Annotated in this window: 19 protein-coding genes; 1 reads left to right on the forward strand and 18 read right to left on the reverse strand. The window is 39.9% G+C overall.

All coding sequences use genetic code 11. The features are described from left to right. Positions 1 to 109: 109 nt before the first annotated feature. From SR187_RS05200 to SR187_RS05235, 8 genes are all read right to left on the reverse strand, one after another. Positions 110 to 4,810 carry a S8 family serine peptidase gene (locus SR187_RS05200; protein ID WP_120171733.1) on the reverse strand — a complete coding sequence of 1,567 codons (4,701 nt, stop codon included), beginning with the start codon at positions 4,808 to 4,810 and terminating at the stop codon, positions 110 to 112. Positions 4,811 to 5,019: 209 nt separating this feature from the next. After that, the gene (locus SR187_RS05205; protein ID WP_120171734.1) at positions 5,020 to 6,090 is read right to left on the reverse strand and encodes an ABC transporter substrate-binding protein; all 1,071 of its coding nucleotides are present in this window, start codon (positions 6,088 to 6,090) and stop codon (positions 5,020 to 5,022) included. Beyond that, a complete protein-coding gene (locus SR187_RS05210) occupies positions 6,090 to 6,860 on the reverse strand; it encodes an ABC transporter permease (RefSeq protein ID WP_024532006.1) in 771 nt (256 codons plus the stop codon). Before SR187_RS05210 ends, SR187_RS05205 begins: the two co-directional genes overlap by 1 nt. Then, positions 6,860 to 7,660 (reverse strand): ABC transporter permease, encoded by an 801-nt coding sequence (locus SR187_RS05215; RefSeq protein WP_024532005.1) that lies wholly within the window; start codon positions 7,658 to 7,660, stop codon positions 6,860 to 6,862. The genes SR187_RS05210 and SR187_RS05215 overlap by 1 nt, the downstream gene beginning before the upstream one ends. After that, positions 7,644 to 8,798 (reverse strand): ABC transporter ATP-binding protein, encoded by a 1,155-nt coding sequence (locus tag SR187_RS05220; protein ID WP_024532004.1) that lies wholly within the window; start codon positions 8,796 to 8,798, stop codon positions 7,644 to 7,646. Before SR187_RS05220 ends, SR187_RS05215 begins: the two co-directional genes overlap by 17 nt. A gap of 39 nt (positions 8,799 to 8,837) precedes the next feature. Continuing rightward, on the reverse strand, positions 8,838 to 9,746 hold the full coding sequence (gene murB / locus SR187_RS05225; RefSeq protein WP_120171735.1) for a UDP-N-acetylmuramate dehydrogenase: 909 nt from the start codon (positions 9,744 to 9,746) through the stop codon (positions 8,838 to 8,840). A gap of 119 nt (positions 9,747 to 9,865) precedes the next feature. Continuing rightward, positions 9,866 to 10,726: a homoserine kinase gene (thrB, locus tag SR187_RS05230; RefSeq protein WP_024532002.1), complete on the reverse strand. Its 861-nt coding sequence runs from the start codon at positions 10,724 to 10,726 to the stop codon at positions 9,866 to 9,868. A gap of 3 nt (positions 10,727 to 10,729) precedes the next feature. Next, on the reverse strand, positions 10,730 to 12,016 hold the full coding sequence (locus SR187_RS05235; RefSeq protein WP_120171736.1) for a homoserine dehydrogenase: 1,287 nt from the start codon (positions 12,014 to 12,016) through the stop codon (positions 10,730 to 10,732). 102 nt (positions 12,017 to 12,118) lie between these two features. On the opposite strand from SR187_RS05235, the gene SR187_RS05240 reads away from it, so the two are divergent. Then, on the forward strand, positions 12,119 to 13,039 hold the full coding sequence (locus SR187_RS05240) for a polysaccharide deacetylase family protein (RefSeq protein ID WP_120171737.1): 921 nt from the start codon (positions 12,119 to 12,121) through the stop codon (positions 13,037 to 13,039). 402 nt (positions 13,040 to 13,441) lie between these two features. Here SR187_RS05240 and SR187_RS05245 read toward each other — a convergent pair whose 3' ends face one another. From SR187_RS05245 to pyrR, 10 genes are all read right to left on the reverse strand, one after another. Beyond that, complete coding sequence (locus tag SR187_RS05245; RefSeq protein WP_024531999.1) at positions 13,442 to 15,211, reverse strand: ABC transporter ATP-binding protein; 1,770 nt, start codon at positions 15,209 to 15,211, stop codon at positions 13,442 to 13,444. 8 nt (positions 15,212 to 15,219) lie between these two features. Then, on the reverse strand, positions 15,220 to 16,956 hold the full coding sequence (locus SR187_RS05250) for an ABC transporter ATP-binding protein (protein WP_120171738.1): 1,737 nt from the start codon (positions 16,954 to 16,956) through the stop codon (positions 15,220 to 15,222). Positions 16,957 to 17,153: 197 nt separating this feature from the next. After that, positions 17,154 to 17,396 (reverse strand): KH domain-containing protein, encoded by a 243-nt coding sequence (locus SR187_RS05255; protein ID WP_120171739.1) that lies wholly within the window; start codon positions 17,394 to 17,396, stop codon positions 17,154 to 17,156. 21 nt (positions 17,397 to 17,417) lie between these two features. Then, entirely contained in the window at positions 17,418 to 17,690 is a 273-nt protein-coding gene (gene rpsP, locus SR187_RS05260) for a 30S ribosomal protein S16 (RefSeq protein ID WP_002940682.1), read from the reverse strand. A gap of 361 nt (positions 17,691 to 18,051) precedes the next feature. Then, complete coding sequence (gene pcp / locus SR187_RS05265) at positions 18,052 to 18,699, reverse strand: pyroglutamyl-peptidase I (protein ID WP_120171740.1); 648 nt, start codon at positions 18,697 to 18,699, stop codon at positions 18,052 to 18,054. A 13-nt stretch (positions 18,700 to 18,712) separates the two neighbouring features. Next, positions 18,713 to 19,462, reverse strand: coding sequence for a class I SAM-dependent methyltransferase (locus SR187_RS05270; RefSeq protein ID WP_120171741.1), 750 nt, complete (start codon positions 19,460 to 19,462; stop codon positions 18,713 to 18,715). A 130-nt stretch (positions 19,463 to 19,592) separates the two neighbouring features. Next, on the reverse strand, positions 19,593 to 22,772 hold the full coding sequence (carB, locus tag SR187_RS05275) for a carbamoyl-phosphate synthase large subunit (RefSeq protein ID WP_120171742.1): 3,180 nt from the start codon (positions 22,770 to 22,772) through the stop codon (positions 19,593 to 19,595). A 327-nt stretch (positions 22,773 to 23,099) separates the two neighbouring features. Beyond that, positions 23,100 to 24,179 (reverse strand): carbamoyl phosphate synthase small subunit, encoded by a 1,080-nt coding sequence (locus SR187_RS05280; RefSeq protein WP_120171743.1) that lies wholly within the window; start codon positions 24,177 to 24,179, stop codon positions 23,100 to 23,102. 260 nt (positions 24,180 to 24,439) lie between these two features. After that, positions 24,440 to 25,363 (reverse strand): aspartate carbamoyltransferase catalytic subunit, encoded by a 924-nt coding sequence (locus SR187_RS05285; RefSeq protein WP_120171744.1) that lies wholly within the window; start codon positions 25,361 to 25,363, stop codon positions 24,440 to 24,442. A 138-nt stretch (positions 25,364 to 25,501) separates the two neighbouring features. Continuing rightward, complete coding sequence (pyrR, locus tag SR187_RS05290; protein WP_024531991.1) at positions 25,502 to 26,023, reverse strand: bifunctional pyr operon transcriptional regulator/uracil phosphoribosyltransferase PyrR; 522 nt, start codon at positions 26,021 to 26,023, stop codon at positions 25,502 to 25,504. Between the last annotated feature and the right edge of the window lie 285 nt (positions 26,024 to 26,308).

The following is a 26,308-nucleotide window of genomic DNA, read 5'->3' on the forward strand; positions in this document are numbered from 1 at the left end:
TTTTATATTATATAGAGTTTTTATTCACGCTATCCGGAATAATCTTTCCTGAACATCTGCTTTATAATAAGCTTAATCAGTTTGTCCCGAATCTGATGCTCCAAATTCATTATTCCCCTAGACTTTCTTTATCTTGTTTTAAATCAAGGGGAGCTATAAGAGTGCCAAACAGCATGAACAGACCGACCAATACAACTGTATTAGAAGAATCTCCTGTACTTGGTAGTTTGCTTGCTCGAGGGATGTTGACAAGACTAGTTGGATTTATCTGGTGAGTAATAGGAGGAGCTAACTGTGAGTCCCCTGTCTCTGTACTAATCGGATGATAGACCAGATTTGATACTTTAATCACTGGTAACGGTTGTCCACTATCGACCTGCTGTTGCTCTTTTCCTGATGGAACTGCTATACCATCAAGATTTGCTTGAGCACTTGTCAAACTAGCAAGTGCTTGATCTACGCTCTCCTGACTCGCTTGTTCATCGGCCAGAATGGTTTTCGCTGTTTCAAGCGCTTGATCATAAGCAAGTTTTACATTGTCTGAAGCATTGAGATACTTAACATCTGTTGCTTTCAATACAGATGAAACAGAAACAGCATTACGAAGTGCAGTAAAGTCTGTCTTTTGTCCATCCAAATCTGCCTTGGTCGCTAATAAGTCTGCTAGTACTTGATCAATTTCAGTCTGAGTTACTTTTTCCTTGCTCAGTATCAGTTGTACAGTACGAATAGCTGTATCATAAGCTACCTGTCTGGTAGTTTGAGCATTGTAGTAAATAAAGCTTGACTGGATTGATGGATAAGCTGCTACTTCCGCCATTAAAGAACCAGTATCAGTGGCTTTACCATTTAATTGTTCCTTTGCAGCGACCAGATTTGCTAACACTCTATCTACTTCTGCTTGATGATGTCTATTAGCAAGTACAGCATTGGCTTCTTCTAATGCCTTATCATAAGCTGCTTGAAGATTCATAGCTGCATTGTAATAAGTATCTGTAGCTTCTATCTCTGAAAGCTCAGAAATCAAGTCTTTTAAGGCAACCTTGTTAATCAAGGTTAATTTTTTAATATTTGATTGATTGGCAAGGACTGCTACATCCAATTCCTCTAAGAATTCATAACCATCTGGAAGAGTAGAAACAATAGTATAGGTACCTACCGGAACAAATTTACCATAGTCTGTCTTAGAATATTTCGCATTTGGCAAGAGGATCATCTGTCCATCATTTGTTTTTAGCTGAATCATTGAACCAGTAGGTAGTAGTTTATCAATGTCTACAAGTAGATTAGCCTTATCTTTCAAAACGACATAGAAATTCACTTCTGCCGTGCTATTTTCTTCATTGATTGTAACTACAAACTTAGTCTCACCAGCTAAGACTGACCGTTCTGTATCATGGAGAAAGAGTTCAAAGGTATAAGTACCGAAAGGTAGTTTTAGGATACTACTATTATCAGCATAGCGTGGCAATTCAGCAACTATCTTGCCAGTTGCATCTCTTACAGAATAAGTAAAAGGAATTTGAACAGGTTTGTCGGTATCCTTATCCAGCATGCTTACTGTGACCAAACCTTTATCATTTCCTATGCTAATCAAATTCTCTACCTTTTCATAACTAACATTACCTGCATAATCTTCCACAGTATAGTAGAATTTTGAAATATCAGCCAGATTGAGCGGTAAAGTAAAGGAACCATCCTTATTTTGTGGGACAAAGACCTTATTATCTGCAACAACCACATCACCATTTTTTTCCAATGAATGGACTGTTGTCATACCATTTCCATCTGCTACAAGATAAAAGACTTGCTCTCGGAAAATACCTGATTCACCTTTTTCAATTGCCGGCCGTGGTTTGAATGTAAATGTTGTTTCATCATAGGTTGCTGTTGTAATAACTGGAGCTTTTCTATCAATGATGACATCAAAAACCATGCTTTGTACTTTAGCTCCTGGAACTTCAGGAGAGTAGGTCAAAACATATTGGTACTTGCCATCTGCAAGGGCATTCCCAGCACTATCTGTTCCCTTCCATTCAGTTGGATAGATAATTGTTGATTTTGGATTCTTTTTATCATTACTATAAAAATTCTTATCACCACCTTGCGGCTCACTTGACCAAAGCGGTGTAGTCCGTTCTGTATCAGTTGCAGCATAAACATTTGCTACCAAATCAGTATAGTTTCGTAAGAACACACCTTTAAAAGCTAACGAGTCTTGATTACGGTCACCATTAGGGGAGATAGCTAAATGAGGCTTTCCTTCTTGATCTAACCGCAATACAAAGTGACCTGACTCATTTTTGAATGTTCCTAAAGTTTTGGTGGTAAACTCTGTTCGCTTACCCGTTGAGTAGACTAATTCTGTACTTCCGGTAACAAGACCTGTATAGTGTTGACTAATATCAACTGTGTCTGGTTGTTCTGCAACCGGCTCAAAATAGAATCCACCCTTTCCATCTGCAATAAGATTGTAAATCGGCTCTTCTACGACAGATAAGTTTTGAAATTCTCCACGGAAGCCAACATAAGGAATACTGACAATTTCCCCACTATCAACCACATTAGTGAATCGAACAAAACCTTCAAGATAGTAGCCATTCTTCATCAAGTTTGTCAACTCTTTTGCAAAACTTGTCGCATCTACCTCAACGGAAATAGTTGTGGAGGAATTTGCCTTGACAGTAACACTACCACCAGGAATTTCTTTTAACAAACGTGGTGCTAAGGTGATCAGTCCTTTTTCATCAACTGTATCGGTGGTTAATTGGGTGGAGTAATTCAGTGTCTTGTCTTCATTGGTGATATTATGAAGAGTGACAGTGAAATTAAATCTATCTCCAACATTGCCTAAAGTAATGCTACCATATCCATCTTCACCAGTCAGGTATAAACCTGTAGAGATAGCCGCTGCGGTGTCTATAATACCAGCACCTTGTTGACGTGGCGAAGTATAAGTTTTTGTTTCTTTGTTGATGTGTGCTTTCGCGGTTGACATTAACAGGTACTTGATAAGTGCTTCAACTTCTTGAGGTGTTTTTGTTGGATAAGTAGCTTGTATGTATTGCTTTACCAAGGCTGCTGCCGCAGCTACATGGGGAGCGGCCATACTGGTTCCCTGCATGCTAGCATAGTCATTGTCGTTGATTGCTGCATAGATAGCTCCACCAGGAGCAGCCAAATCCGGTTTCAACTCACCATCTGCTGACAATCCCCAACTTGAAAAGTCGGACAAAAGCCCGGCTTTAGGGTTAGGCTGAATATCGGTCTCGTTATTAAATACAATCTTGTATGAATTGGCAGCCAAAGCCTCACCAAATTTCATTGGGATAAATATTGAAGGGATGGCAATGGCTGTGTCATCCAATGCCATACTTACATTTGCCTCATCTGGAAGATTATTAAAGACAACAACACCCGTTGCACCTGCGGCAGTTGCATTGGCAATTTTTTCAGTGAAAGGAATAGAACCGCGTTTAATTAAAGCTAGTTTACCTTTTACATCTAGATTTTTAAAATCTTTTTCTGTACCAATTCCTGCAAATACATACTCGTACTCTTTACCCAATTCAAATTTCACAGAACTTTTATCTGGATTATCAAATGTACTCTTACCATAGTTCAAATCTGCCCTATCCTCAAGTCCGACAATATTGATAACCTTGCTACCAATGGTCGTATTGTTGTAAGAAGCAACTGAAATTGCATTACGAGCTGTAGAAGGTGCTCCTACCAAACCGTAATCTGGATTTTCTGCTGACGGATTGGAATGACCTGAGCCAAATGTTCCATCATTACCGGCAGCAATTACAACTGACACCCCTGCACGACGAGCAGCTTCTATGGCAGCAGTAACATTTTCATTCATATTGACAACAGAACCATTTGCTCCACCCAAACTGAGGTTAATGCTATCTGCACCCAATTTTACTGCATCTTCAATCGCTTTTACGTACAATGCTGCGCTGGTTGTAGACTGAATATCAGAGAAGACCCGCATGAACATGACCTGCGCTTCTGGAGCAACACCGTACATCAACTGTCCAGCTACAGGTTGAGTCGGATTCCCCGTTGCAATGCTTGTTACATGCATACCATGAGAACGCTGGTCTTTTTCCTTCAAGACAGTATTGGCATCAACATAATTATAACCAAATACAACCTTATCACTAAACCACTTACCATAAGTAATTCCTGCGGCTTTTTTAGCAGCTTCTAATTCTTCTGCTGTTTTATATTTTGCAGTTGAAGTATCTGAGATACGCATCGTATCATGATCAATATCCAAACCAGAATCAATAATCGCAACGACTGTTCCTGCACCCTTATAACCATTTTCCCAAACTTTAGGGACGGTGACGATTGTATTACTGTCAATATTTTGTGGTTTGGCTTCTTCAGAGACGCCAATCAAAGATGCTGTTTTGGTCTCTTTTTCTTCAGCATTTTCTTTCTTACTTGCAGCACGTGTTTTCTCGATTGTAGTAGATTGTTCGGGACTGATAGAAATGTCACTCTCAACTGGTTTGCTTTCGCTAGTTGATGTCGCAGCTTCATTCTCAACAGTGATTGTTTCGACTGGAGTTGTTTCTATGGGTAGGTCAGTCCTTTTTTTCACTGTCTGATTTTCCTGCTCGGCATTTTCCTTTGTCTCAGCAGAAAGGGTGGTTTCTACTTGTGTAGGCGCCGGATTATTAATTTCATTAGCGGCTACGGACTGGACTCCTCCAAACAAAAAAACTGCACCCAAAAGAACAGACACAGTCCCAATTTTATGTTTTCTAAGTGAGAAGGTTTCCTTCTTTTTCATACTACTTCCTCCTAATTTACTCCTTCATTATTGGAAAAACCAATAAGTCTATTTAAACATAAAATTATCAGTATTGCAAGTATATTCTGAAAATTCTATTATTTAGAAAAACTATGGCTTGTTATAACAAAAACTTATAACTATTAAAAATGATGCAAAAAAATACACTGAAACAAAGAGAATTGTTTGTCGCAGTGTATTTTTATTACTTATTTACGATACATCTTAACTTGCAGGTACAAATCATTATAAGTACCGAGCAAATCCTTTCCTAAGTTATCATAAACTTCCATCTTCTTCATTGTTTCTTCTGATGGATAGAAGGCTTCATCATTCTGAGTTTCTTCATCAAGCATTGCTTTAGCAGCAGGAATTGGGGTTGAATAACCAACATATTGTGCGTTTCGTAGAGCATTTTCTGGGCGAAGCATGAAACTCATAAAGGCATAAGCTCCACTAATATTCTTGGCTGTTTTTGGAATAACCATATTATCAAACCAGAGATTTGAACCTTTTGAAGGAACAACATAACGGAGATTTTCATTTCCCTCTAGCATATCGCTTGCCTCACCCGAAAAACTAACTGCAATAGCTGCGGCATCCTGAATCATATACCCCTTGATTTCATCAGCAACAATGGCCTTGATATTTGGGGTTAGATGATAGAGATGTTCTGCCGCTTTTTTAATCTCTGACGGATTCTTTGAGTTCAAGCTGTAACCTAAGGATTGCAAACCAAATCCCATAACCTCACGAACGCCGTCAATTAACATGATATTATCACGGTATTCTTCTGACCACAAGTCTTCCCACTCCCGTGGCGGCTTGGTAACCATTGTTTTGTTATAAACAATTCCCAAGGTTCCCCAAAAATAAGGAATAGAGTAGTCATTATTTTTGTCGAAACTTAATCCCATAAACCGTGGGTCAATATTATTGAGTCCTTCAATTTTGGATTTATCTAGTTTGATGAGCATATCTTCTTCTGTCATCTTAGAAATCATGTATTCTGAAGGGATAGTCAAATCATATGTTGTCCCACCCTGTTTGATTTTGGTATACATCGCTTCGTTGGAATCAAATGTCTGATAATCCACTTGAATGCCTGTTTCAGCAGTAAATTCTGCTAACAAGTCTGGATCAATATAGTCTCCCCAATTATAGATAACCAATTTATCCTTTGTTCCCTGGGCTGAATGAGCTTCTAATTTGTAACTAATTCCCCACAGGACTAAAATAATCATCAAGATCCCTAAAAAGAACGAATAGAGTCTCTTCATTAGTTAGCCTCCTTCTCACGTGAAATGAAATAATAGCCTACTACTAGTAGGATAGAAAAGAGGAAAACTAGGGTAGACAGAGCATTTATCTCCAAAGATATTCCTTGACGAGCCCGTGAGTAAATCTCTACAGACAGGTTGGAATAACCATTTCCTGTGACAAAGAAGGTGACTGCAAAATCATCAAGTGAATAAGTAAAAGCCATGAAGTAACCTGCAATAATAGCCGGAGTTAAATAGGGTAACATGATTTCTTTTAACATTTGTGGCTGAGTTGCTCCAAGATCGTAGGCTGCCGAGATCATATCTGGGTTCATTTCCTTCAACCGTGGCAAAACCATCAAGACAACAATCGGAATAGAAAAGGCAATATGACTTAGTAAAACGGAGATAAAACCTAATTGGAAACCAATAATGGTGAAAAGAATGAGAAAGCTTGCTCCAATCATGACATCAGGAGCCACCATCAAGATATTGTTAACGGACAAAAGAGCGTTTTGAAAACGAGGTCTGGCTTGATAAATATAGATGGCACCAAATGTTCCAATAAGAGTTGCAATCAAAGAACTCAAAAAAGCTAATAAGAAGGTTTGAGCTAAAATTAGCATAAGACGACTATCACCCAACATAGATGAAAAATGTTTAAAAGTAAAGCCTGTGAAACCATTCATATCACCGCCTTTATTGAAAGCATAGAAGATGAGATAAAAGATTGGCAAATAAAGAACGAGAAAAGCAATCGTCAAGTAGATGGTAGCAAATTTCTTCATTATTTCTTCCTCTCTTTCGTTACCCACATAATCAACAGCATGGCTACAATCAAGACAACACCAATGGTTGAACCCATTCCCCAGTTTTCCGTAATGAGAAAATGTTGTTCGATAGCTGTTCCTAGTGTGATCACCCGGTTACCGCCAATCAAGCGAGTCAACATAAAGAGACTCAAACTTGGAATAAAGACAGCCTGAACGCCAGAGCGCACTCCATTCATAGAGAGAGGAAAAACAACTTTTACGAACGTTTGCCATGGAGTCGCTCCCAAATCTCGGCTAGCATTGATTAGATTCTTATCTAAATCGTCAAGCGCATTAAAGATTGGCAAGATCATGAAAGGAATTTCGATATAAGCAGCAACTGCAATAAAAGAAAAATCTGTAAAGAGGATTTGCTGGGCTCCCAAACCAACAAACTCCAGAAATTGGTTAATTGAACCATGCTGTCCGAAAATCCCAATAAAAGCATAAGCTTTAAGTAAGAGATTGACCCAAGTCGGTAAGATGATCAACATAAGCCAAAGTTGTCTGTGCTTAAGTTTGGTCAAAAAATAAGCAGTTGGATAGGCTACCAACAAGGTTGCTAAAGTGATGACTCCTGCATAAAAAATAGAGTTAAAACTCATTCGCAGGTAGGTCATATTGGGAGAATTAAAATAGGCCTGATAATTGGATAGTGTAAAATTATTATGAATATCAAAGAAGGATTTGAAAATAATCAGGGCAACTGGTGCAAGGACGAAGAGAGACACCCATAGTACATAAGGAATCGCAAATAGCCTAGAGGTTTTCTTCATTGCGTTCCTCCTCAATAGCATTGATTAGGCCATCTTCTACTTCTTCTACCTCTACATATTCTTCAATACGGGCATCAAATTCTTCCTCAGTTTCGTTGAGACGCATAATGTGGATGTCTTCCGGTTCAAAATTTAGACCAATCACCTCACCGACAATAGCTTTGCGGGTGGAGTGAATCATCCATTCATTGCCCAAATCATCGTAGGCAATAATTTCGTAGTGAACACCACGAAAGAGCTGAGTATCTACCTTCACCTGTAATTTTCCTTCTTCCGGTAAGGTAATGCGTAAGTCTTCGGGACGGATTACAATTTCAACCTCTTCATTTGGACGCATACCACCATCAACAGCTTCAAAACGCTTGCCGTTAAACTCGACCAGATAGTCTTCAATCATGCGTCCCGGTAGAATATTGGATTCTCCAATGAAAGTCGCAACAAAATGGTTAATCGGTTCATCGTAAATGTCTACCGGCGTCCCTGATTGAACAATTTCACCATCATTCATGACAAAGATCCAATCGCTCATCGCTAGAGCTTCTTCCTGATCATGGGTCACAAAGACAAAGGTAATCCCCAAACGCTGCTGAAGCTCACGGAGCTCATACTGCATTTCTGTTCGTAGTTTCAAATCCAAGGCAGAAAGAGGTTCATCAAGTAAGACAACTCGTGGCTGATTGATGATGGCACGTGCGATAGCGACACGTTGACGCTGTCCGCCAGATAGTTTTTGAATGGAGCGATTTTCGTAACCTGAAAGACGAACCATCTGAAGGACCTCAGTTACTCTTTGTTCAATTTCAGCTTTTTCAATTTTTCGCAGTTTTAGGGGAAAAGCCACATTTTCAAAGACGGTCATATGCGGGAAAAGGGCATAAGATTGGAAAACTGTATGGACATCTCGTTTATTGGTCGGAATATCATTGATGCGTTGACCGTCCAGATAAATATCCCCTGAACTGGCTTCCAAAAGACCAGCAATAATATTTAAAATTGTTGACTTACCGGATCCAGAAGCACCAAGTAGGGTATAGAATTTCCCTTCTTCTAATTCAAAACTAATATCCTTTAAAACGGTCGTCCCACTGTCTTCGAATACTTTGGAAACGTTCTTAAATTCAATAATTGGCTTTTTCAATTTTCATAAATTCCTTCTTTTTTTGTAGGAGCCTAGTGGCTATAATGTGTCAGCAGGGTCACCGATAATGCGAACTTCCCTCTCCAAAGTGATGCCTGAAGATTTTTTGACCATTTCAATCACATATTCAATTAAATCTTCATAATCTTTAGCTGTCCCATCAGCAAGATTGACCATGAAACCAGCATGTTTTTCAGACACTTCTACACCACCGATACGATACCCTTTTAAGCCAGCTTCCATAATCAACTGACCTGCAAAATGCCCCAGTGGACGTTTGAAGACCGAACCACAAGATGGATATTCTAGAGGTTGTTTGAGTTCACGGATATGGGTCAAGCGAGCCATTTCTTGTGAAATTACAGTGTGGTTCCCCGGCTTAAGAGCGAACTTAGCAGACAAAACGATTGCACCATTTTCCTGTAAGACAGACGAACGGTAGCCGAATCGGAGTTCACGATTATCCAAGGTTTCTACATAACCAGCCGGTGTTAAAATTTGTGCAGACACTAAAATATGAGCCACTTCTCCACCATAGGCTCCTGCGTTCATATAAACAGCACCCCCAATACTTCCCGGAATGCCACATGCAAATTCAAAACCTGACAAGGAATGGAACAGAGCAACCTTAGTTGTTTCAATCAAGTTTGCTCCTGCTTCTGCTTCAATAGTATAGCCTGAAACCGTCACAGAATTAAGCTTATCCATCCGGATAACAAAACCACGAATCCCACCATCACGCACAATGATATTACTAGAATTCCCAAGTACTTGCCAAGCAATTCCCTCACGTTTGGCAAATTCTACAATACGAACAATCTCGTAGCGATTGCGCGGAAAAGCTAAATAGTCAACAGCTCCTCCCACTCTCGTGTAGGTATATTCTTTCAAAGGTTCATCAAACCGAATATCAATACCTTCCAATTCAAACCTAATTTTATCTTTCATAATCTTCTCGTTTCAATTTAGGATATACATGATTTATTATACCAAAAATTAGAAGATAAAACGAATAAAAATCAACAAAAATACATTTATAAAAAATAGCCCCTAAGGGGCTAGAAAGATTAGAAAATTTGAATGCCTTTAGTATCAACCCGGAGACGATGAATCGTCCCATCTAAGGTGAGATTTTCAAGTGCCTTAACTATTTGATCTTCTTTTTCTTTAGGCGCTAAAATCATAACAGTAGGACCTGCGCCAGACAAATAAGTTGCATATGCTCCTAAATCCTGTCCAACTCGTCTAATTGAACAAAACTCTTTCACTAATGATTGACGGAACGGTTCATGGAACATGTCAGACTGAATAGCTCTTCCAGCCGTTGTCAAATCTCCTGCCATCAGACTAGCAATCGCTACATTAGCAATCGCACTTGCTGCTACTGCCTTCTTATAGCTCATTTGGTACGGTAGGACTCCTCGACTTTCCACTGTTCTCAGCGAATAATTTGGAATAAATGCAACAAAACTAGCTTCAGGAAACTCCGTTACAACCGCTTGAACCCTTCTATTTACATAGCTAGAGATAACCAGGTTCCCATAGATAGCTGGTGCAACATTATCCGGATGTCCTTCAATTTCTGTTGCCTTCTGTAATTTTTCATCTGTAGTCATCTTCAACTTAGCTAGTTGATTTGCAAGTTCAATACCTGCTACAATTACTGAACTAGAAGAACCCAGACCACGCGCTAAGGGAATATCACTCGTCATCCTGATACGGTGTGGTTGCAATTTTTTAGTAACCTTCAAGGCTGTTTTTATTAAAAGATTATTCTTATCAGTCGGAACAAATTCAAGATTGTGCTCAATAATCCATTTATCTGTTGGCTCAAGCACTTCGATTGTTAAATATTTTGATAAAGCAACTCCAACCGAATCAAAACCGGGACCAATATTGGCTGAGGTTGCTGGTATCATGATTTTCATGGCCTATTCTCCCAAAACTTTAAGAATATTCAAGACAGTGAAATCTGTCTCTTGTGCCAATCTCACTGTCACATTTTCTAGCTGCGTTTTGCTCATCTCGTGTGTCACAATAACCAGACGAGCAGTGTTACCATTGACTCCCTTTTGCAAAATTTGCTTGAAGGAAATTTCTTCGGCATTGAAAAGTTCTGCTAAACGGAGCATCTTCCCATTCTTATCAGGTGTTACGATAGAAAAGTAATATTCGCTCTTCACATCGCTTGGTATAGCCAATTTAAGCGAACGGCTATATTCATTAAAGGCTTTACCGACAGTTCCCTCCTTAAGACGACGAACGATGCGGATAATGTCTGCTACTACACTGGTCGCTGTGGGTTTTTGACCAGCACCAGGACCATAGTACATTGATTGACCGATACCGATGGACTCGACAAAGACAGCATTCATAACACCACTAACGCTTGCTAGTGGATGATCTTTCGGTAAGAAGGTAGGGGATACTTCTGCAAAAATACCAGAGGCGGTTTCCTGAATATCCCCCACAAGTTTAATGACATACCCTAATTCTTGAGCCACTGCTACATCCTCTGGCGTGATATGAGAGATCCCCTTGTGAGCTACATGTTCAAAATCAACAGTCATCCCAAATGCAAATTGGCTGAGAATCACTGCCTTGTAGGCAGCATCAATTCCTTCGACATCATTTGTCGGGTCGGATTCAGCATATCCTAATTCCTGAGCAGTCTGCAAAGCCTTATCATAAGTCCAACCTTCATCCACCATTTTTGTCAACATGAAGTTTGATGTTCCATTCAAAACTCCCAGAATGCGGGTTACTTTATCTGCTGCCAAAGAATTAACCAAAGTACGCAATACAGGGATACCACCTGCAACAGCAGCCTCATAATAGAGGGCTAAATTCTTTTCTTCTGCCAAGGCACATAATTCACTGCCGTAAACGGCCAGTAAATCCTTATTAGCTGTAACGACATGTTTGCCTGCTTCTAAAGCGCGGGTAATGAATGTTTTAGCAGGCTCGATTCGCCCCATCAATTCCACTACGATTGCAATCTCTTCGTCCTCTAAAATTTCACCAATATCTGTAACAAAATGATAGTTGTATCCCGCAACCAAGAGACTTTCTTTTTCTGCATCATCCTTGACAAGTACTTTGGCAACTTCAATTCTATCTTGGGCTGCTTTTTCAATTTTCTCTGCATTTTCTTTCAATAAAAATGGCACACCGCTTGCTACTGTTCCGAATCCCAATAATCCTACCTTAATTACCATGCACTCTCCTTCAAAAGTTTTTCTCTCATTATACCAAATATTCTGACTACTTGGCAAAAATTTGGTATAATTGTCTTACTATCTATGCTATGGAGAAACAATATGAGACATTCAAGAAGAGCAATACGAAAACGTAGACAGCATGGTAAACTAATTGTCAGCATGATTATTGTCTTATTACCTCTTATAGCTATTTCTGCATTTCTATTTTCCATGTCAAAAAAAGTGGAAAATTCTAGTACTTCTAGCTCAGTTCAAAGCCAGCAAGAAATTTCAACAACCACAACAGCTAGTTCTAGTTCATCGGTGCAACCCGAAGTCACTTGGGAACGACAGGAACAGCCTGTCAAATTCCCTATCCTCATGTATCATGCCATCCACATAATGGCTCCTGAGGAAGAAGCCAATGCTAACCTAATCGTTGCTCCAACAACCTTTGAAAGTCATCTGAAAGCCCTGCAGGATGCAGAGTACTATACCTTATCGCCTGAAGAAGCTTATAAAGTTTTAAAGGAAAATGTCTTGCCAGCTGGCAAAAAAGTTGTTTGGCTCACCTTTGATGATAGTATTTGGGATTTTTACAGTCATGCTTACCCACTCCTTAAGCAGTACAAAATGAAGGCGACCAATAATGTCATTACTGGTTTTACAGAAAATGGACGAGCCGGCCACCTCACTTTAGAACAAATGAAAGAAATGCGTGCTGCTGGACTTTCCTTCCAAGCTCATACTGTCAGTCATCCCGATTTGGAATACAGCTCGATCGAAACACAAACCGATGAACTTACTGCTTCCAAAGCTTATCTGGATAACCAACTAAATCAGGAGACGATTGCTCTTGCCTATCCAGGAGGACGATACTCAGCAGATACTGTTGCTTTAACCGAAAAAGCTGGTTACAAGCTCGGTGTGACAACCAATTATGGACTGGCTTCTGCCAGTGATGGTTTATTGACACTAAATCGTATCCGTATACTACCAACAACCAGTGCTGAAAGCTTGTTGGCAGAAATTGCCCAATAATAGCATATCTCCCTTCAGATTGAAGAAAAAGTCTATTTCGGACAAGATCTTCAATCTTTTTTTGCGATCAAAAGTAAAAAACTCCCAGAAACGTTAAAAAGTAACGTCTCTAAGAGTTTAGTTACAAACCATATCTCAAAATGATTTGTTTTATCTGCACTCTCACTTCCTTAACAACTAGGAAGCTATTTTTCATTTTAGTTGATGAAGCAGAAGTTCAGGAATAAAACTTAATGTTCAAGTAATAAATTGATTACACAATGAACATCAGACTAGCAAATGCAACAGTAGGTAGAACTGAAGCTTATCAAGTCAGGTAGATGAAGTCTGGTTTTGACTTTCAAAGAGTATGAAATACTCTCCTACTATGTCACCTATCAAGACAAATAAGTCAGTATTTTACTACTTAGATTGACTAAATTGACTTTGGTAAAGATTGTAGTAAAAACCTTTATCTGCTAAGAGGCTCTCGTGGTTCCCCTGTTCGATGATTTGTCCATCTTTTAGAACCAAAATTTTATCTGCTTCTTGAATGGTAGATAAGCGATGAGCGATGACGAAACTCGTCCGTCCCTTCATCAAGTGTTTCATAGCCTTCTGAATCAGCAACTCTAGTCGCGTATCAACCGATGAGGTTGCCTCATCTAAAATCAGGATTGCTGGATCTGCTAAAAGAGCACGAGCAATAGTCAATAATTGTTTCTGACCTTGAGAAATATTGCTGGATTCCTGATTCATCTCCATGTTGTAGCCACCGGGCAATGTGCGAATAAAATGATCTACATTGGCAGCTTTGGCAGCTTCAATAATCTCCTCATCCGTTGCATCTAGTCGACCAAAACGTAAGTTTTCTTTAATTGTTCCTTCGTAGAGCCAAGCATCTTGAAGAACCATCCCAAATTGACGACGATAAGATTGGCGAGAAATGGTTCTAATATCTTTTCCATCAACCTTGATAGAACCAGAGGTCACATCATAGAAACGCATGAGAAGATTTATCAAGGTTGTTTTTCCTGCACCTGTCGGACCAACAATAGCTACCATTTCTCCAGGTTCTACTTGTAAATTAAAGTTTCGGATAAGCGGTTTGTCATCCGAATAACCAAATTCAACTTGTTCAAAACTAACTTGACCAGATAGACTTTCTGTCAACTCAAGCGCATTGGCGTCTGCTTCATCAAGCTCATCTAGGACCGAAAAGATGCGTTCAAGGGAAGATTTAGCTGACTGGAGTTGGGGGGCCAGCTGAGTCAAGGTTTGGACAGGCTGCGAAATCTGCCAAACGTATTGGACGAAGGCCTGCATATTCCCTACAGTTAACCTCCCAGCAAGAACTTTTAAGCCAGCAAGCAGAGCGACCACTACATAGGCGATATTAGAAAAGCCGTGTACTATAGGCATCAGTAAACCAGACATGAAGCTAGCCTTAAACCCGACTTCCTGCAAATCTGAGGTTATTTGTCGAAACTCCACAGTCGATTGTTCTTCACGTCCATATAGCTTGACAACATTGAAGCCTGTGAGGTTTTCTTGAACAAAACCGTTGAGGCGGCCGAGAGCATCTGCCTGTTGTTTAAAGTAGGGTTGAGATTTACCCATGATAAATTTTGAGCCAAAATAGGTCACAGGCACTAAGATCATCACCACTAGAGCCAGCGAAACATCTAGCCAGAAGCACATGAAGAGGGCTAGTGATAGGGCTAGGGCTGCGTTGACCAACTGAAGAAAACTTTGCTGTAGAGCATTTGAAACCGTCTCAACATCACTGGTGAAGCGACCTAAAAGATCTCCATACTGATGTTTATCAAAGTAAGATACTGGAATTTTGTTAATCTTATGACTCAAGTCATGACGAAGTTCCTTGGTAGCTCCTTGGACTGCCTTGGTCATAAAATAATTGGAACCGTAAGCTCCGATTTCATACAAAAGAGCTCGAAAAGCATAAATAGCCAGCAAGATAGCAATGTAGGAAACATTGATTTCCGCTCCAACTACACCATTGGCAATGTCAAGAAGATTTTTTGTCAGTTCTGTAATGATAAGTCCTAATACAAAGGGTTCTAGCGCATTCATAACCGCACTAATTGTCTTTAGAAAAACAGCTAAAAATACAGAAGATTTATAATGACGTAGATAGTCCCAAACACGAGTAAATACAAATGTGTTCTTCATGATTCCTCCTATTCTTCTGTCAGGGATTGACGATTGAGCTGAGAATTTGCGATTTCACGATAAATCTCGTTATTTTCCATCAATTCATTGTGAGTACCGCGACCAACGATTTCTCCTTCATTCAGAACAATAATCTGATCTGCATCCATAATAGTTCCAACACGTTGGGCGACAATTAAGACTGTTGCATTTCCTGTAACTTCTTTCAAACGACTCCGTAAAAGGGCATCTGTCTTATAATCCAAGGCTGAAAAAGAATCATCAAAGATATAAATATCAGGCTGCTTGACAATGGCACGTGCGATAGAAAGGCGCTGTTTTTGTCCACCAGATAAGTTGCTTCCCCCTTCTGCAAGATGGGTATCGAACTGCTTCTCTTTGCTTTCGATAAACTCCTTGGCCTGCGCCACATCTGTTGCTTGATGAAGTTCCGTGAGACTAGCATCGATTTTCCCATATTTGAGGTTTTCTGCGATTGTTCCGGTAAATAGCAGAGCTTTCTGCGGAATAAATCCAATCTTGCTACGGAGAGCCTTCAGATTATAACGTCTGACATCCACACCATCTACTAGGATACGACCTAAGGTCACATCATAAAAACGTGGAATTAAGTTCACCAAAGAAGATTTACCCGAACCAGTTGAACCGATAAAAGCAATCGTTTCACCAGGATTAGCTTTGAAGGAAATGTTATGAAGAACTGGAGATTCTGTTTCACCCGGATAGGCAAACGTCACATTCTCAAATTCTAAATAACCATGTGTATCCGTTTCTGTCACACCATCTTCATTCTTTGAAATAGAAATCGGCATGGCCAATACTTCTCGAATTCGTTGGCTAGATACAGACGTGCGCGGATACATGTTAAATAAATTAGCAAATAGTAAGAATGAAAATAGAGCATGGAAGCTGTATTCAATAAAGGCTACCAAATCACCAATTTGTAAATTACCTTCTTTCAAAGGTTTTAAAGCAAACCATACGATGGCTACAATCATAGCAATGATAATCTGCACAAATAAGGGTTCTGTCAGACCGGTTAAATGAAACAGTTTTTTAGACGTTTCTGTGTATTGTTCATTGACTTCTTCAAAGCGTTCTTCTTGGAATGCTTCGCGTGTAAAAGCTCGAATAACCCGTAAACCCATCAAGTTTTCTCGCACATATTGGTTAATGGTATCCAAGCGCTTCTGTTGCTTTTCTGAGAGCGGGCGGGTCTTCGTTGCTACATAGATGATAACCATGATAAGGAAAGGTGTAGCAACTGCTACTGTCCATGCAAGACTTGGACTAGTCACCAGAGTCATTACTACACTTGCAACCATCATTAACGGGGTAATAATACCTAGTTTTAAAATCATCTCTGAGAATTGCATTAAAACAAAGGCATCATTTGTCATGCGAGCCACCAATGAGGAAACACCAATCTGTTCATACTCATGATGTGAATAATCTTGGATTTTCTCATAAAGGTCATTACGAATATCTTTGACAATACTTGTTGTCAGTTTTCCAGCTGCATAGGCTAATGTTACCCGTCCTACAATACCGAGCAACACGATAAAACCCATCATGATAGCCCAATAATAGAGTTGGTTGACATTATTTTTGGTGATTCCTTGGTCAATCATTCTAGCTAGAAAAGTAGGCAAGCCTAGATTCACTACTACAAACAAGAAAGCTCCCAATAAATCTAGGGCAAGCCATTTGGGATATTTTTTTAAATAAGTCCAAATGAGGTTCATTATTTTCGTCCTTTCTATATGCTAAAAAGGGGCAAGCCCCTTCCTGATACATTGATAATAAAATTCCTCACTCCCTTTCAATCAGACAAGCGATGATTGGAAATAAGAATAAGCTTGCTAGATTGGATACAACTCACACTAGGCAAGCCAAAATGATAGTAGCAAGAGACTATAAAAGCCACCAAATGGTGACTTTCCTATTCTCTTTCGTCAATCACTAAACGAACTTTCTTACCACTTGTTGGAACAGAATAAACAATCGTCCTGATTGCAGAAATTGTACGTCCTTTCCTACCAATGATGCGACCAATATCAGACGAATCTAAATCCAAATGGTATTCCAAGAATTCAGGTGTATCAACGATTTTAATCGTCAAACTTTCAGGTTGTGAAATCAATGGTTTCACAATTGCAATAATGAGATTTTCAATCATGTCCATAAGTGTTCTCGCTTACTATTCTTATTTAGAGAATTTTTGCTCGTGGAATTTTTTCAAAACGCCTGCGTTTGAAAGAAGGGAACGAACAGTATCAGATGGTTGTGCGCCTTTTGCCAACCACTCAAGTACACGCTCTTCTTTAAGAGTTACTGAGTTTTCAGCCAAAAGTGGGTTGTAAGTACCAACAGTCTCGATAAAACGACCATCACGTGGTGCGCGTGAGTCTGCAACGTTGATACGATAGAAAGGTTTCTTTTTAGAACCCATACGAGTTAAACGGATTTTTACTGCCATTTTTAGTATTCTCTTTTCTTTATGATAGTATTCGGTGAAATAGCAGAGCTATTTAGCACATGTTTTATTATATCATACTTCTATCAGGTGTCAAGAAAAAAACTTGACACTTTTAATTATTTTTCATATTTCTAGCAAAAATGTCCATTTTTGAGTCGGATGAATTTTCCCAAATTATCTATAATAAAATCCGGCCAGTACTTGTACTGTAACTAACTTATCAGACATCTTACTTAAAATAAATTTTTTATCATACCATCACGTATTTTATTTTCTTTTATTTTTTCTATCCATTTCATTTTGAGTATTTTTCATATTCAAGGGCAATTACAAATAGACATAATTTTTTCGAGGAGTCCCATCAATGAGTCGCTCCTCCAACTATTTTCATATCCTCTTTCCCTGCATATTCTACAATAGTCTCTATTGCCACTTGGACCCCTTTTACGATAACCTCCAAAGACATTGAAGCAAGTCCGGATTTGCCAATAACTTGTTCAGGTATAAAAGGGATATGTAAAAATCCAGCCCTAGTCTGCGGAAAATTCCGCTCAGCCAGATAAAGGGATTGATACATAAGATGATTGCAAACAAAAGTTCCAGCAGTATTGGACACTGATGCAGGAATCCCAGCTTTACGCACAGCTTCTACCATAGCCTTGATTGGTAGCGTTGAAAAATAAGCAGGGGCCCCATTTTCACGAATAGCCGTATCAATCGGCTGTTGCCCAGCATTGTCTGGAATACGTGCATCATCTTGGTTGATAGCAACCCGCTCAAAAGTCAATTCCATACGACCACCAGCTTGACCGAGACAGAGAACAGCATCCGGCAAATGCTTTGATAACTGTTCTTCTAAAACACAGGCAGATTGATAAAAGACAGTCGGTATCTCAGCCACTATAATCTCTGCACCAGTGATATGCTTAGGCAAGCGCTTGATCACTTCCAAAGCAGGATTGACAGTATCACCACCGAAGGGATCAAAACCAGTTACTAAAATTTTCATTTTATCACTTCTCCTATAGTATTATTTCTCCGTAATGAAATTTTTGATTGGGTCGTATGTGACGAACAAAACCTAATTCCTCAAAAATCCTATCTCTAAAATGAGCTTTTAAAATAATTTTCTCTCTGGCAACCCGTTTGGCTTCATAGAGAATGTCCTCATTCAAGCGACTAACATTTGCCAGACCAGCCAGACCAGCTAAATTTTGTGATTCTTTTATTTTTTGTGAGAACATAGGATCAAAGTAGATTATATCAAAAGATTTATCTGGTTGCTCCCTTAGATAAGTCAGACTATCTGTCCACAAAGTTTTGACTCCTCGCATGGCTTGGTTGATAGCTTCATCACCACTATCAAAATCCTGCAAACCTTGACGAACGATAAAATGAATCAGTTGAGAACTTTCCAGAGCTGTAACCCGATGGCCTGCACTAGCCAGTACAATACTATCAGAAGCAAGCCCCATGGTACAATCTAAGACTCTTTTTGCGCTAGCTCCTACCAGTTCTACAAGTGGGTCTCGCCCCGATTTAATCCGCAAAATAGCTGTATCCGGATGAAAAAACAGTCTTTGACCGTTCTTCTGTTCCAGAGTGAGTTGTTCTTGATAGACAACTAAGATACCATCTACCCTCCTTAATAAGGCAGAAACGGACTGCTTCTTGCGTTCGACATACCGAACCCCTAGGCCTCCAGCTATCTGCTTAGCTTTTGCGACAAGGAGTTCGTTCATTCTAAGACTAGTTGTAACAATATATTGCATAGTTAGATTATAACAAAAAGATGACCTCTTGCGAAATCATCCTCTGTACTAAATGTTGCAAATTTAATCAATAAACCAATTTAAAATCATGATTTATAAAAAATTGAAGACAGCAGGCATACTCTCTCTTCTAGATTGCCTGAGTCATAAAACTACGACTTTCCAGCACTTTTACCATTGCTTCTGCTGTATCAAGTGCTGTGAAAAGAGGAATTCCTCCTTCAATAGCAGATCTACGGATCATTTGACCATCTCCATCAACTATGCGCTTTTTGCTAACTGTATTGATGATTGCTTGAACTTTTCCTGCCCGAACCAAACTAGGGATGTCTGGATATTCAGAATCACCTAATTTACCAACAGGTGTCACGGATAAGCCTTTATTGACGAGATAGGCTGCCGTTCCTGCTGTTGCAAATAGACCATACCCCAACTCATGGTAACGTTGAGCAAGTCCTAACGCTTCTTCCTTATCTTCATCCGCAATGGTAAAAACGATATTCCCAAACTCCTCCAGATGCTGATGGCTAGCCTCAAAAGCCTTATAGAGAGCTTTTTCCAATGTCTGGTCTGAACCCATGATCTCACCAGTAGACTTCATTTCAGGTCCCAAAAGACTATCTACTTTGGCCAATTTAGAAAAGGAGAATACCGGTGCTTTCACATGAACTTGTTGACTTTCAGGATAGAGTCCCCCCTCATAGCCCAATTCAGTCAAGCACTTCCCTAAAATTAGCTGAGTCGCTACCTGAGCCATCGGGATATCGGTTACCTTTGATAAAAAAGGTACTGTACGACTGGCACGAGGGTTTACCTCAATAACATAGACCATCTCATCTTTGATGACAAATTGAATATTCATCATACCAATACAATGTAAACCAATCGCCAAGCGTTTAGTATAATCTGCAATTGTTTCTTGAACCTTTTTAGACAAACCTTGTGGAGGATAAACTGCCATCGAATCACCCGAATGGACACCTGCACGCTCGATATGCTCCATAATGCCGGGAATAAGAACATCGGTACCATCCGAGATAGCATCTACTTCACACTCTCGACCAAGAATATAAGAATCAACTAAGACCGGGTGTTCAGGTGATACCTTTACCGCAGTTCGCATGTAAGAACGTAAATCATCTTCATTTTCAACAATTTCCATGGCGCGTCCCCCAAGAACATAAGAAGGACGCACGAGTACTGGAAAACCGAGCTTGCAAGCTGCCTTGATGGCCTCTTCTTCAGTGGTTACAGTCTGACCTGGTGGCTGGGGAATACCTAATTCTTTCAATGCTTTTTCAAATAAATCTCTATCCTCTGCACGATCTAAATCCGCTACCTGAGTCCCCAAGATCTGAACCCCAGCTTTTGCCAATGATTCTGCCAGATTGATAGCTGTCTGTCCACCAAACTGAACAACGACACCTTTTGGTTGCTCCAAATCAATAACATTGAGAACATCTTCTAAGGTCAGTGGTTCAAAGTAAAGCTTATCTGAAATAGAAAAATCTGTCGAAACAGTCTCTGGATTTGAGTTCATGATAATAGCTTCATAGCCTGCGGCTTGAATAGCCTTAACCGAGTGAACCGTTGCATAATCAAACTCAACACCTTGACCAATCCGAATTGGACCCGAACCTAGAACCAAGATAGATTCCTTTTCTGATTTGATTGACTCATTTTCCCATTCATAGGTTGAATAGAAGTATGGCGTTGAGCTTTCAAACTCCGCAGCACAGGTATCAACCATCTTGTAGACCGGAATAATCTTGTTTTCCATCCGAACACGACGAATATAACTTTCTGTTCTGCCCCAAAGCTCTGCAATCTTACGATCCGAAAAGCCATATTTCTTGGCTTTTTTCAGAACATCAATATGATCAAAGTTAACTGCCAATTCCTGCTCTATTTCCAAAATATGAAGCAATTTATCGAGGAAAAATAGATCAATCTTCGTTAACTGTGCCAATTCTTCTACTGTATAACCGCGTCTGAGTGCTTCCGAAAGATAGAAAAGACGATCATCCTGTGCCTTGACAATTTTTTCAACCAGGGCATCATCCGACAGCCGACTAAGTTCCGGCATTTCATTATGATAGACACCAATTTCAAGCGAACGGCAAGCCTTTAGCAGACTTTCTTCAATATTACGACCAATCGCCATAACTTCTCCCGTTGCCTTCATCTGTGTTCCCAAACGACGTTCGCCTTTTTCAAACTTGTCAAATGGAAAACGTGGAATTTTGGCTACTACGTAGTCCAATGCTGATTCAAACATGGCGTATGTTGTTCCTGTTACAGGATTGATCATTTCATCAAGTCTGAGGCCAACAGCGATTTTGGCTGCCAATTTTGCAATCGGGTAACCAGTTGCTTTGGAAGCTAAGGCAGACGAACGAGATACACGAGGATTGACCTCGATAACATAATACTTAAAACTGTGTGGATCTAGTGCCAGTTGAACATTGCAGCCGCCCTCGATCTTCAAAGCTCGAATGATACTAAGACTGGCATCACGAAGCATCTGATTTTCAATATCTGAGAGGGTTTGAGTGGGAGCAAAAACGATAGAATCTCCTGTATGAATCCCCACAGGATCGAAGTTTTCCATGTTGCAGACAACAAGGGCATTATCTGCAGCATCGCGCATCACTTCATACTCAATTTCTTTAAAACCAGCAATAGATCGTTCAATCAAACACTGAGTGACTGGAGAGAGCTTCAGACCATTCTTGACAATCTCACGTAATTCTACTTCATCGGTACACATTCCACCACCAGTACCACCTAATGTAAAGGCTGGACGAACAATGACTGGGTAGCCAATTTCACGAGCAAAATGCAAGGCTTCTTCAACAGTTGTTACAATAGTAGATTCTGGAATAGGTTGCTTCAATTCCTCCATAAGTTGCTTAAAGAGGTCACGATCTTCGGCTTGATCAATAGCAGATAACTTAGTTCCTAAAAGCTCTACACCCAGCTCTTCCAAAATCCCAGCCTTCGATAACTCCATCGCCATGTTAAGACCTGTCTGACCTCCGAGCGTTGGCAAAAGAGCATCTGGACGTTCTTTGCGTAAAATACGAGTGACAAATTCAAGCGTAATCGGCTCAATATAGACCTTATCCGCAATCTCCTTGTCCGTCATGATAGTTGCTGGATTGGAGTTGACAAGTACGACACTATAGCCCTCTTCTTTCAGAGCTAAACAAGCCTGAGTTCCAGCATAATCAAACTCGGCCGCCTGACCAATAACAATCGGACCAGACCCAATCACCATAATTTTTTTAATATCTAAACGCTTTGGCATAATTTATGATACAAGGCCCGTTAAGTAAACAAAGTCAAAATAAGAAGGCTAATACAATATCAACAGATACTAGAAACCTTATCCTTTTGACACAGCTTATAGGGCGTGTTCGAACCTGAAAACCAAAAAGTTTTCACGAACCTGTATTCTCCCCTTTCTATTTGTCGCCTCACAGGGCGACATTAAATAAGATTTTCGACACGAGAAAATAAGTCAAGATTAAATCATTTTAAAAACAAATGCAAGAATCGGCCACCTCTTGAAGGGAGGACAAGAAACTTAGCTTCTACCTAACTTGCTGTCTCATGGAACAGTACAAAATCCTTGCTAGTTTTCCTTCTTAAAAGAATCTATTAAGTCCATAAATTCATCAAAAAGGTAACTAGCATCGTGTGGACCGGGTGCTGCATCCGGATGGAATTGGACAGAAAAACCTGGGTGATATTTATGTCGCACACCTTCAACTGACCGATCATTGATCTCTTCATGCGTAATCATCAGACATTCTGGTAATTCCTCACGTGCGACAGCATAGCCATGATTCTGACTAGTAAAATCAACACGCCCCGTTGCAATCTCACGTACCGCATGGTTAAACCCACGGTGCCCAAACTTCATTTTATAGGTCTTTGCACCATTGGCTTTTGCAAAGAGTTGATGCCCCATACAGATACCGAAAATTGGAATTTTTCCAAGAATACCACGAATCATATCAAGTGCTTCAGGCACATCATCAGGATTCCCTGGTCCATTGGATAACATGACACCATCTGGATCTAGGGATAGAATTTCTTCAGCTGTTGTGTCATAAGGCACAACAGTTACGTTGCAATCACGCTTCGCTAATTCTCTGAGAATAGAATGTTTGAGCCCAAAGTCAACCAACACAATGCTGCGACCAATACCTGGTGCAGGATATGCAGTTTTGGTAGATACCTGCTGGATATTATTAGTTGGTAAAACGGTCGCCCTCAACTGATCTGTCAGATGTTCAACAGAATCTCCTACATTGGCCAAGGTAGCTTTCATGGTACCGTGTTGGCGAATAATTTTTGTAAGTGCACGCGTATCAATTCCTGAAATCGCAGGAATATTCTTAGCCTTTAAAAATTCATCTAAAGTCATTTGATTGCGCCAATTACTAGCTCGACGAGCCCATTCACTGACGACAACTCCCTTACAAGTCGGCTTAATCGATTCATAATCATCCCGATTTATACCATAATTCCCTATCAAAGGATAGGTAAACGTTAAAATTTGACCATTATAAGACTGATCTGTAATGGACTCTTGGTACCCCGTCATACCAGTCGAAAAGACCAACTCCCCTGTCACATCAGTAGTTGCACCGAAGGCTTCACCTTCAAAAATTGTCCCATCTTCTAAAATTAAACGTCTTTTTGACATAATAATAAGATATTAAAGGCGTTAAGCAGACACAATCAAAATAGGAATTTATTTAGATGAAAAACAAAACCATTCAAGGAAAAACTATCTTTTTGACTCAGTCCGTAGCCGGAATTCAATTACAAAACCCGGATAGAATAACACCCCTTCTCCTTTCTATTTGTAGCCTCACAGGGCGACATTAAATAAAACTTTTGACACCAGATCCAACTAGTACAAGATAAGCTCTTACACGACTCGTTCTTGACTAATAATATATTTTAAGCCTTCCCATTCACAATGGCTTCCAAAATCGCCATACGAACAAAAACACCATTTTGCATTTGGCGAACAATACGTGACTTTGAAGCTTCTACTAAATGATCATCGATTTCTACATCACGATTGACAGGAGCTGGATGCATAACAATGGCGCTATCTTTCAAGCGTTTGTAACGCTCATCTGTCAAACCATGCATGCTGTTATAGGTTTCTTTTGAAAATCCACCAGCACCATCGTGGCGCTCATGTTGCACCCGGAGCAACATCAATACATCCACTGTTTCAACAATATCATCAATATTCAAGTGCTGTCCATAAACATCAAATTCCTCTGAATACCACTCTTCCGGACCAGTAAAGAAAATCTCTGCACCCAAACGCTTCAATATCTGCATGTTGGATCTAGCAACACGCGAATGCGTAATATCTCCAGCAATAGCAATCTTTAGCCCCTCAAACGTTCCAAATTCCTCGTAGATAGTCATCAAATCAAGCAAGGATTGACTCGGATGCTGCCCAGAACCATCACCACCATTGACGATAGATGTCTGAATAGTCGGACTGTCGATTAGCTGTTTGTAGTAATCAACTTCTGAATGGCGAATCACGCAAATATCTACTCCCAAAGCAGACATTGTTAAAATGGTATCATATAAAGTCTCCCCCTTATTGACAGAACTTGTACGAGCATCAAAATCAATCATTCCCATATCCAAACGTAGCTCTGCCATTTCAAAAGACTTATGAGTTCGAGTTGAATCTTCAAAAAATAGATTAGAAGCGAAATACTTTCGATCCAATTCCACTCGTTCTCCGCGTTTAAAAGCAATTCCTCGTTGGATGAGTCCCAGCACTTCTTCATTCGAAAGAGTTTCCATTGTAACCAAGTGTTTGAGTGAAACTTTACCATTTGTAATTGTCATGATGATACCTACCTTTATAGTTTGGGTGTAAAATAATGATTTGTAATATTCTCTGGCAATCAAAAGGATAGCCTAGCAACTTATACCCTTATTAGCCCTAGATAGTCTACATTGATTTTCATCAAATATTGGGAATGACTATACTCCTTCAACGAGGAGCACAGCATCTTGTCCATCAATTTCAGTCATGTGGACAATAATTTCCTCCGCGTGACTAGTCGGAATGTTCTTTCCAACATAGTCCGCTCGAATAGGTAATTCCCTGTGTCCGCGATCTACAAGAACAGCCAGACTAACACGAGCAGGACGTCCCAAAGAAACTACATTGTCAATTGCTGCTCGAATGGTTCGACCTGTGTAAAGAACATCATCTACTAGTATCACATCACGATCATTAACATCTGCAGTTATACTTGTCGTATCTTCTTCTACTTTCATATCATCTCGGAAAGGCTTAGTATCCAATTCTCCCAGTGGAACATCTATACCTTCTAATTGTTTCAACCTTTCCTGAATTCGTCTGGCGATAAAGACACCACGTGTCTTGATTCCTGCAAGAACAATGTTATCCAAGTTCTTGTTGCGCTCAATAATTTCATAGGTAATACGGGTGATTGCCCGCTTCACCGTCACATCATCAACAATTTCTTTCGTCTTCATAAGACCTCCTCAAAATAAATAGTGCATTGATACACAGTTTCCTAAGAACTGCGACATCTTCAAACCTGTAATCACTAAGAAAAGAGAGGAACGGTGTTCTCACTGCCGTTCAAACTACATCAATTTCTCTAAGCTCTGTTGCCATTGCTAAGAGAAACAGAAAAGTCTCCTTTTTACAAGGAGACCATGAAAACATAGACTAGTATAAACCAGTCTGCTTAACACACGACTCCTTGTCTGCCTCTCTGGACAGGTTTTAAAGGATTATTAGGTATAAGTATAGCA

This window comes from Streptococcus ruminantium, assembly GCF_003609975.1.
Classification (GTDB): domain Bacteria; phylum Bacillota; class Bacilli; order Lactobacillales; family Streptococcaceae; genus Streptococcus; species Streptococcus ruminantium.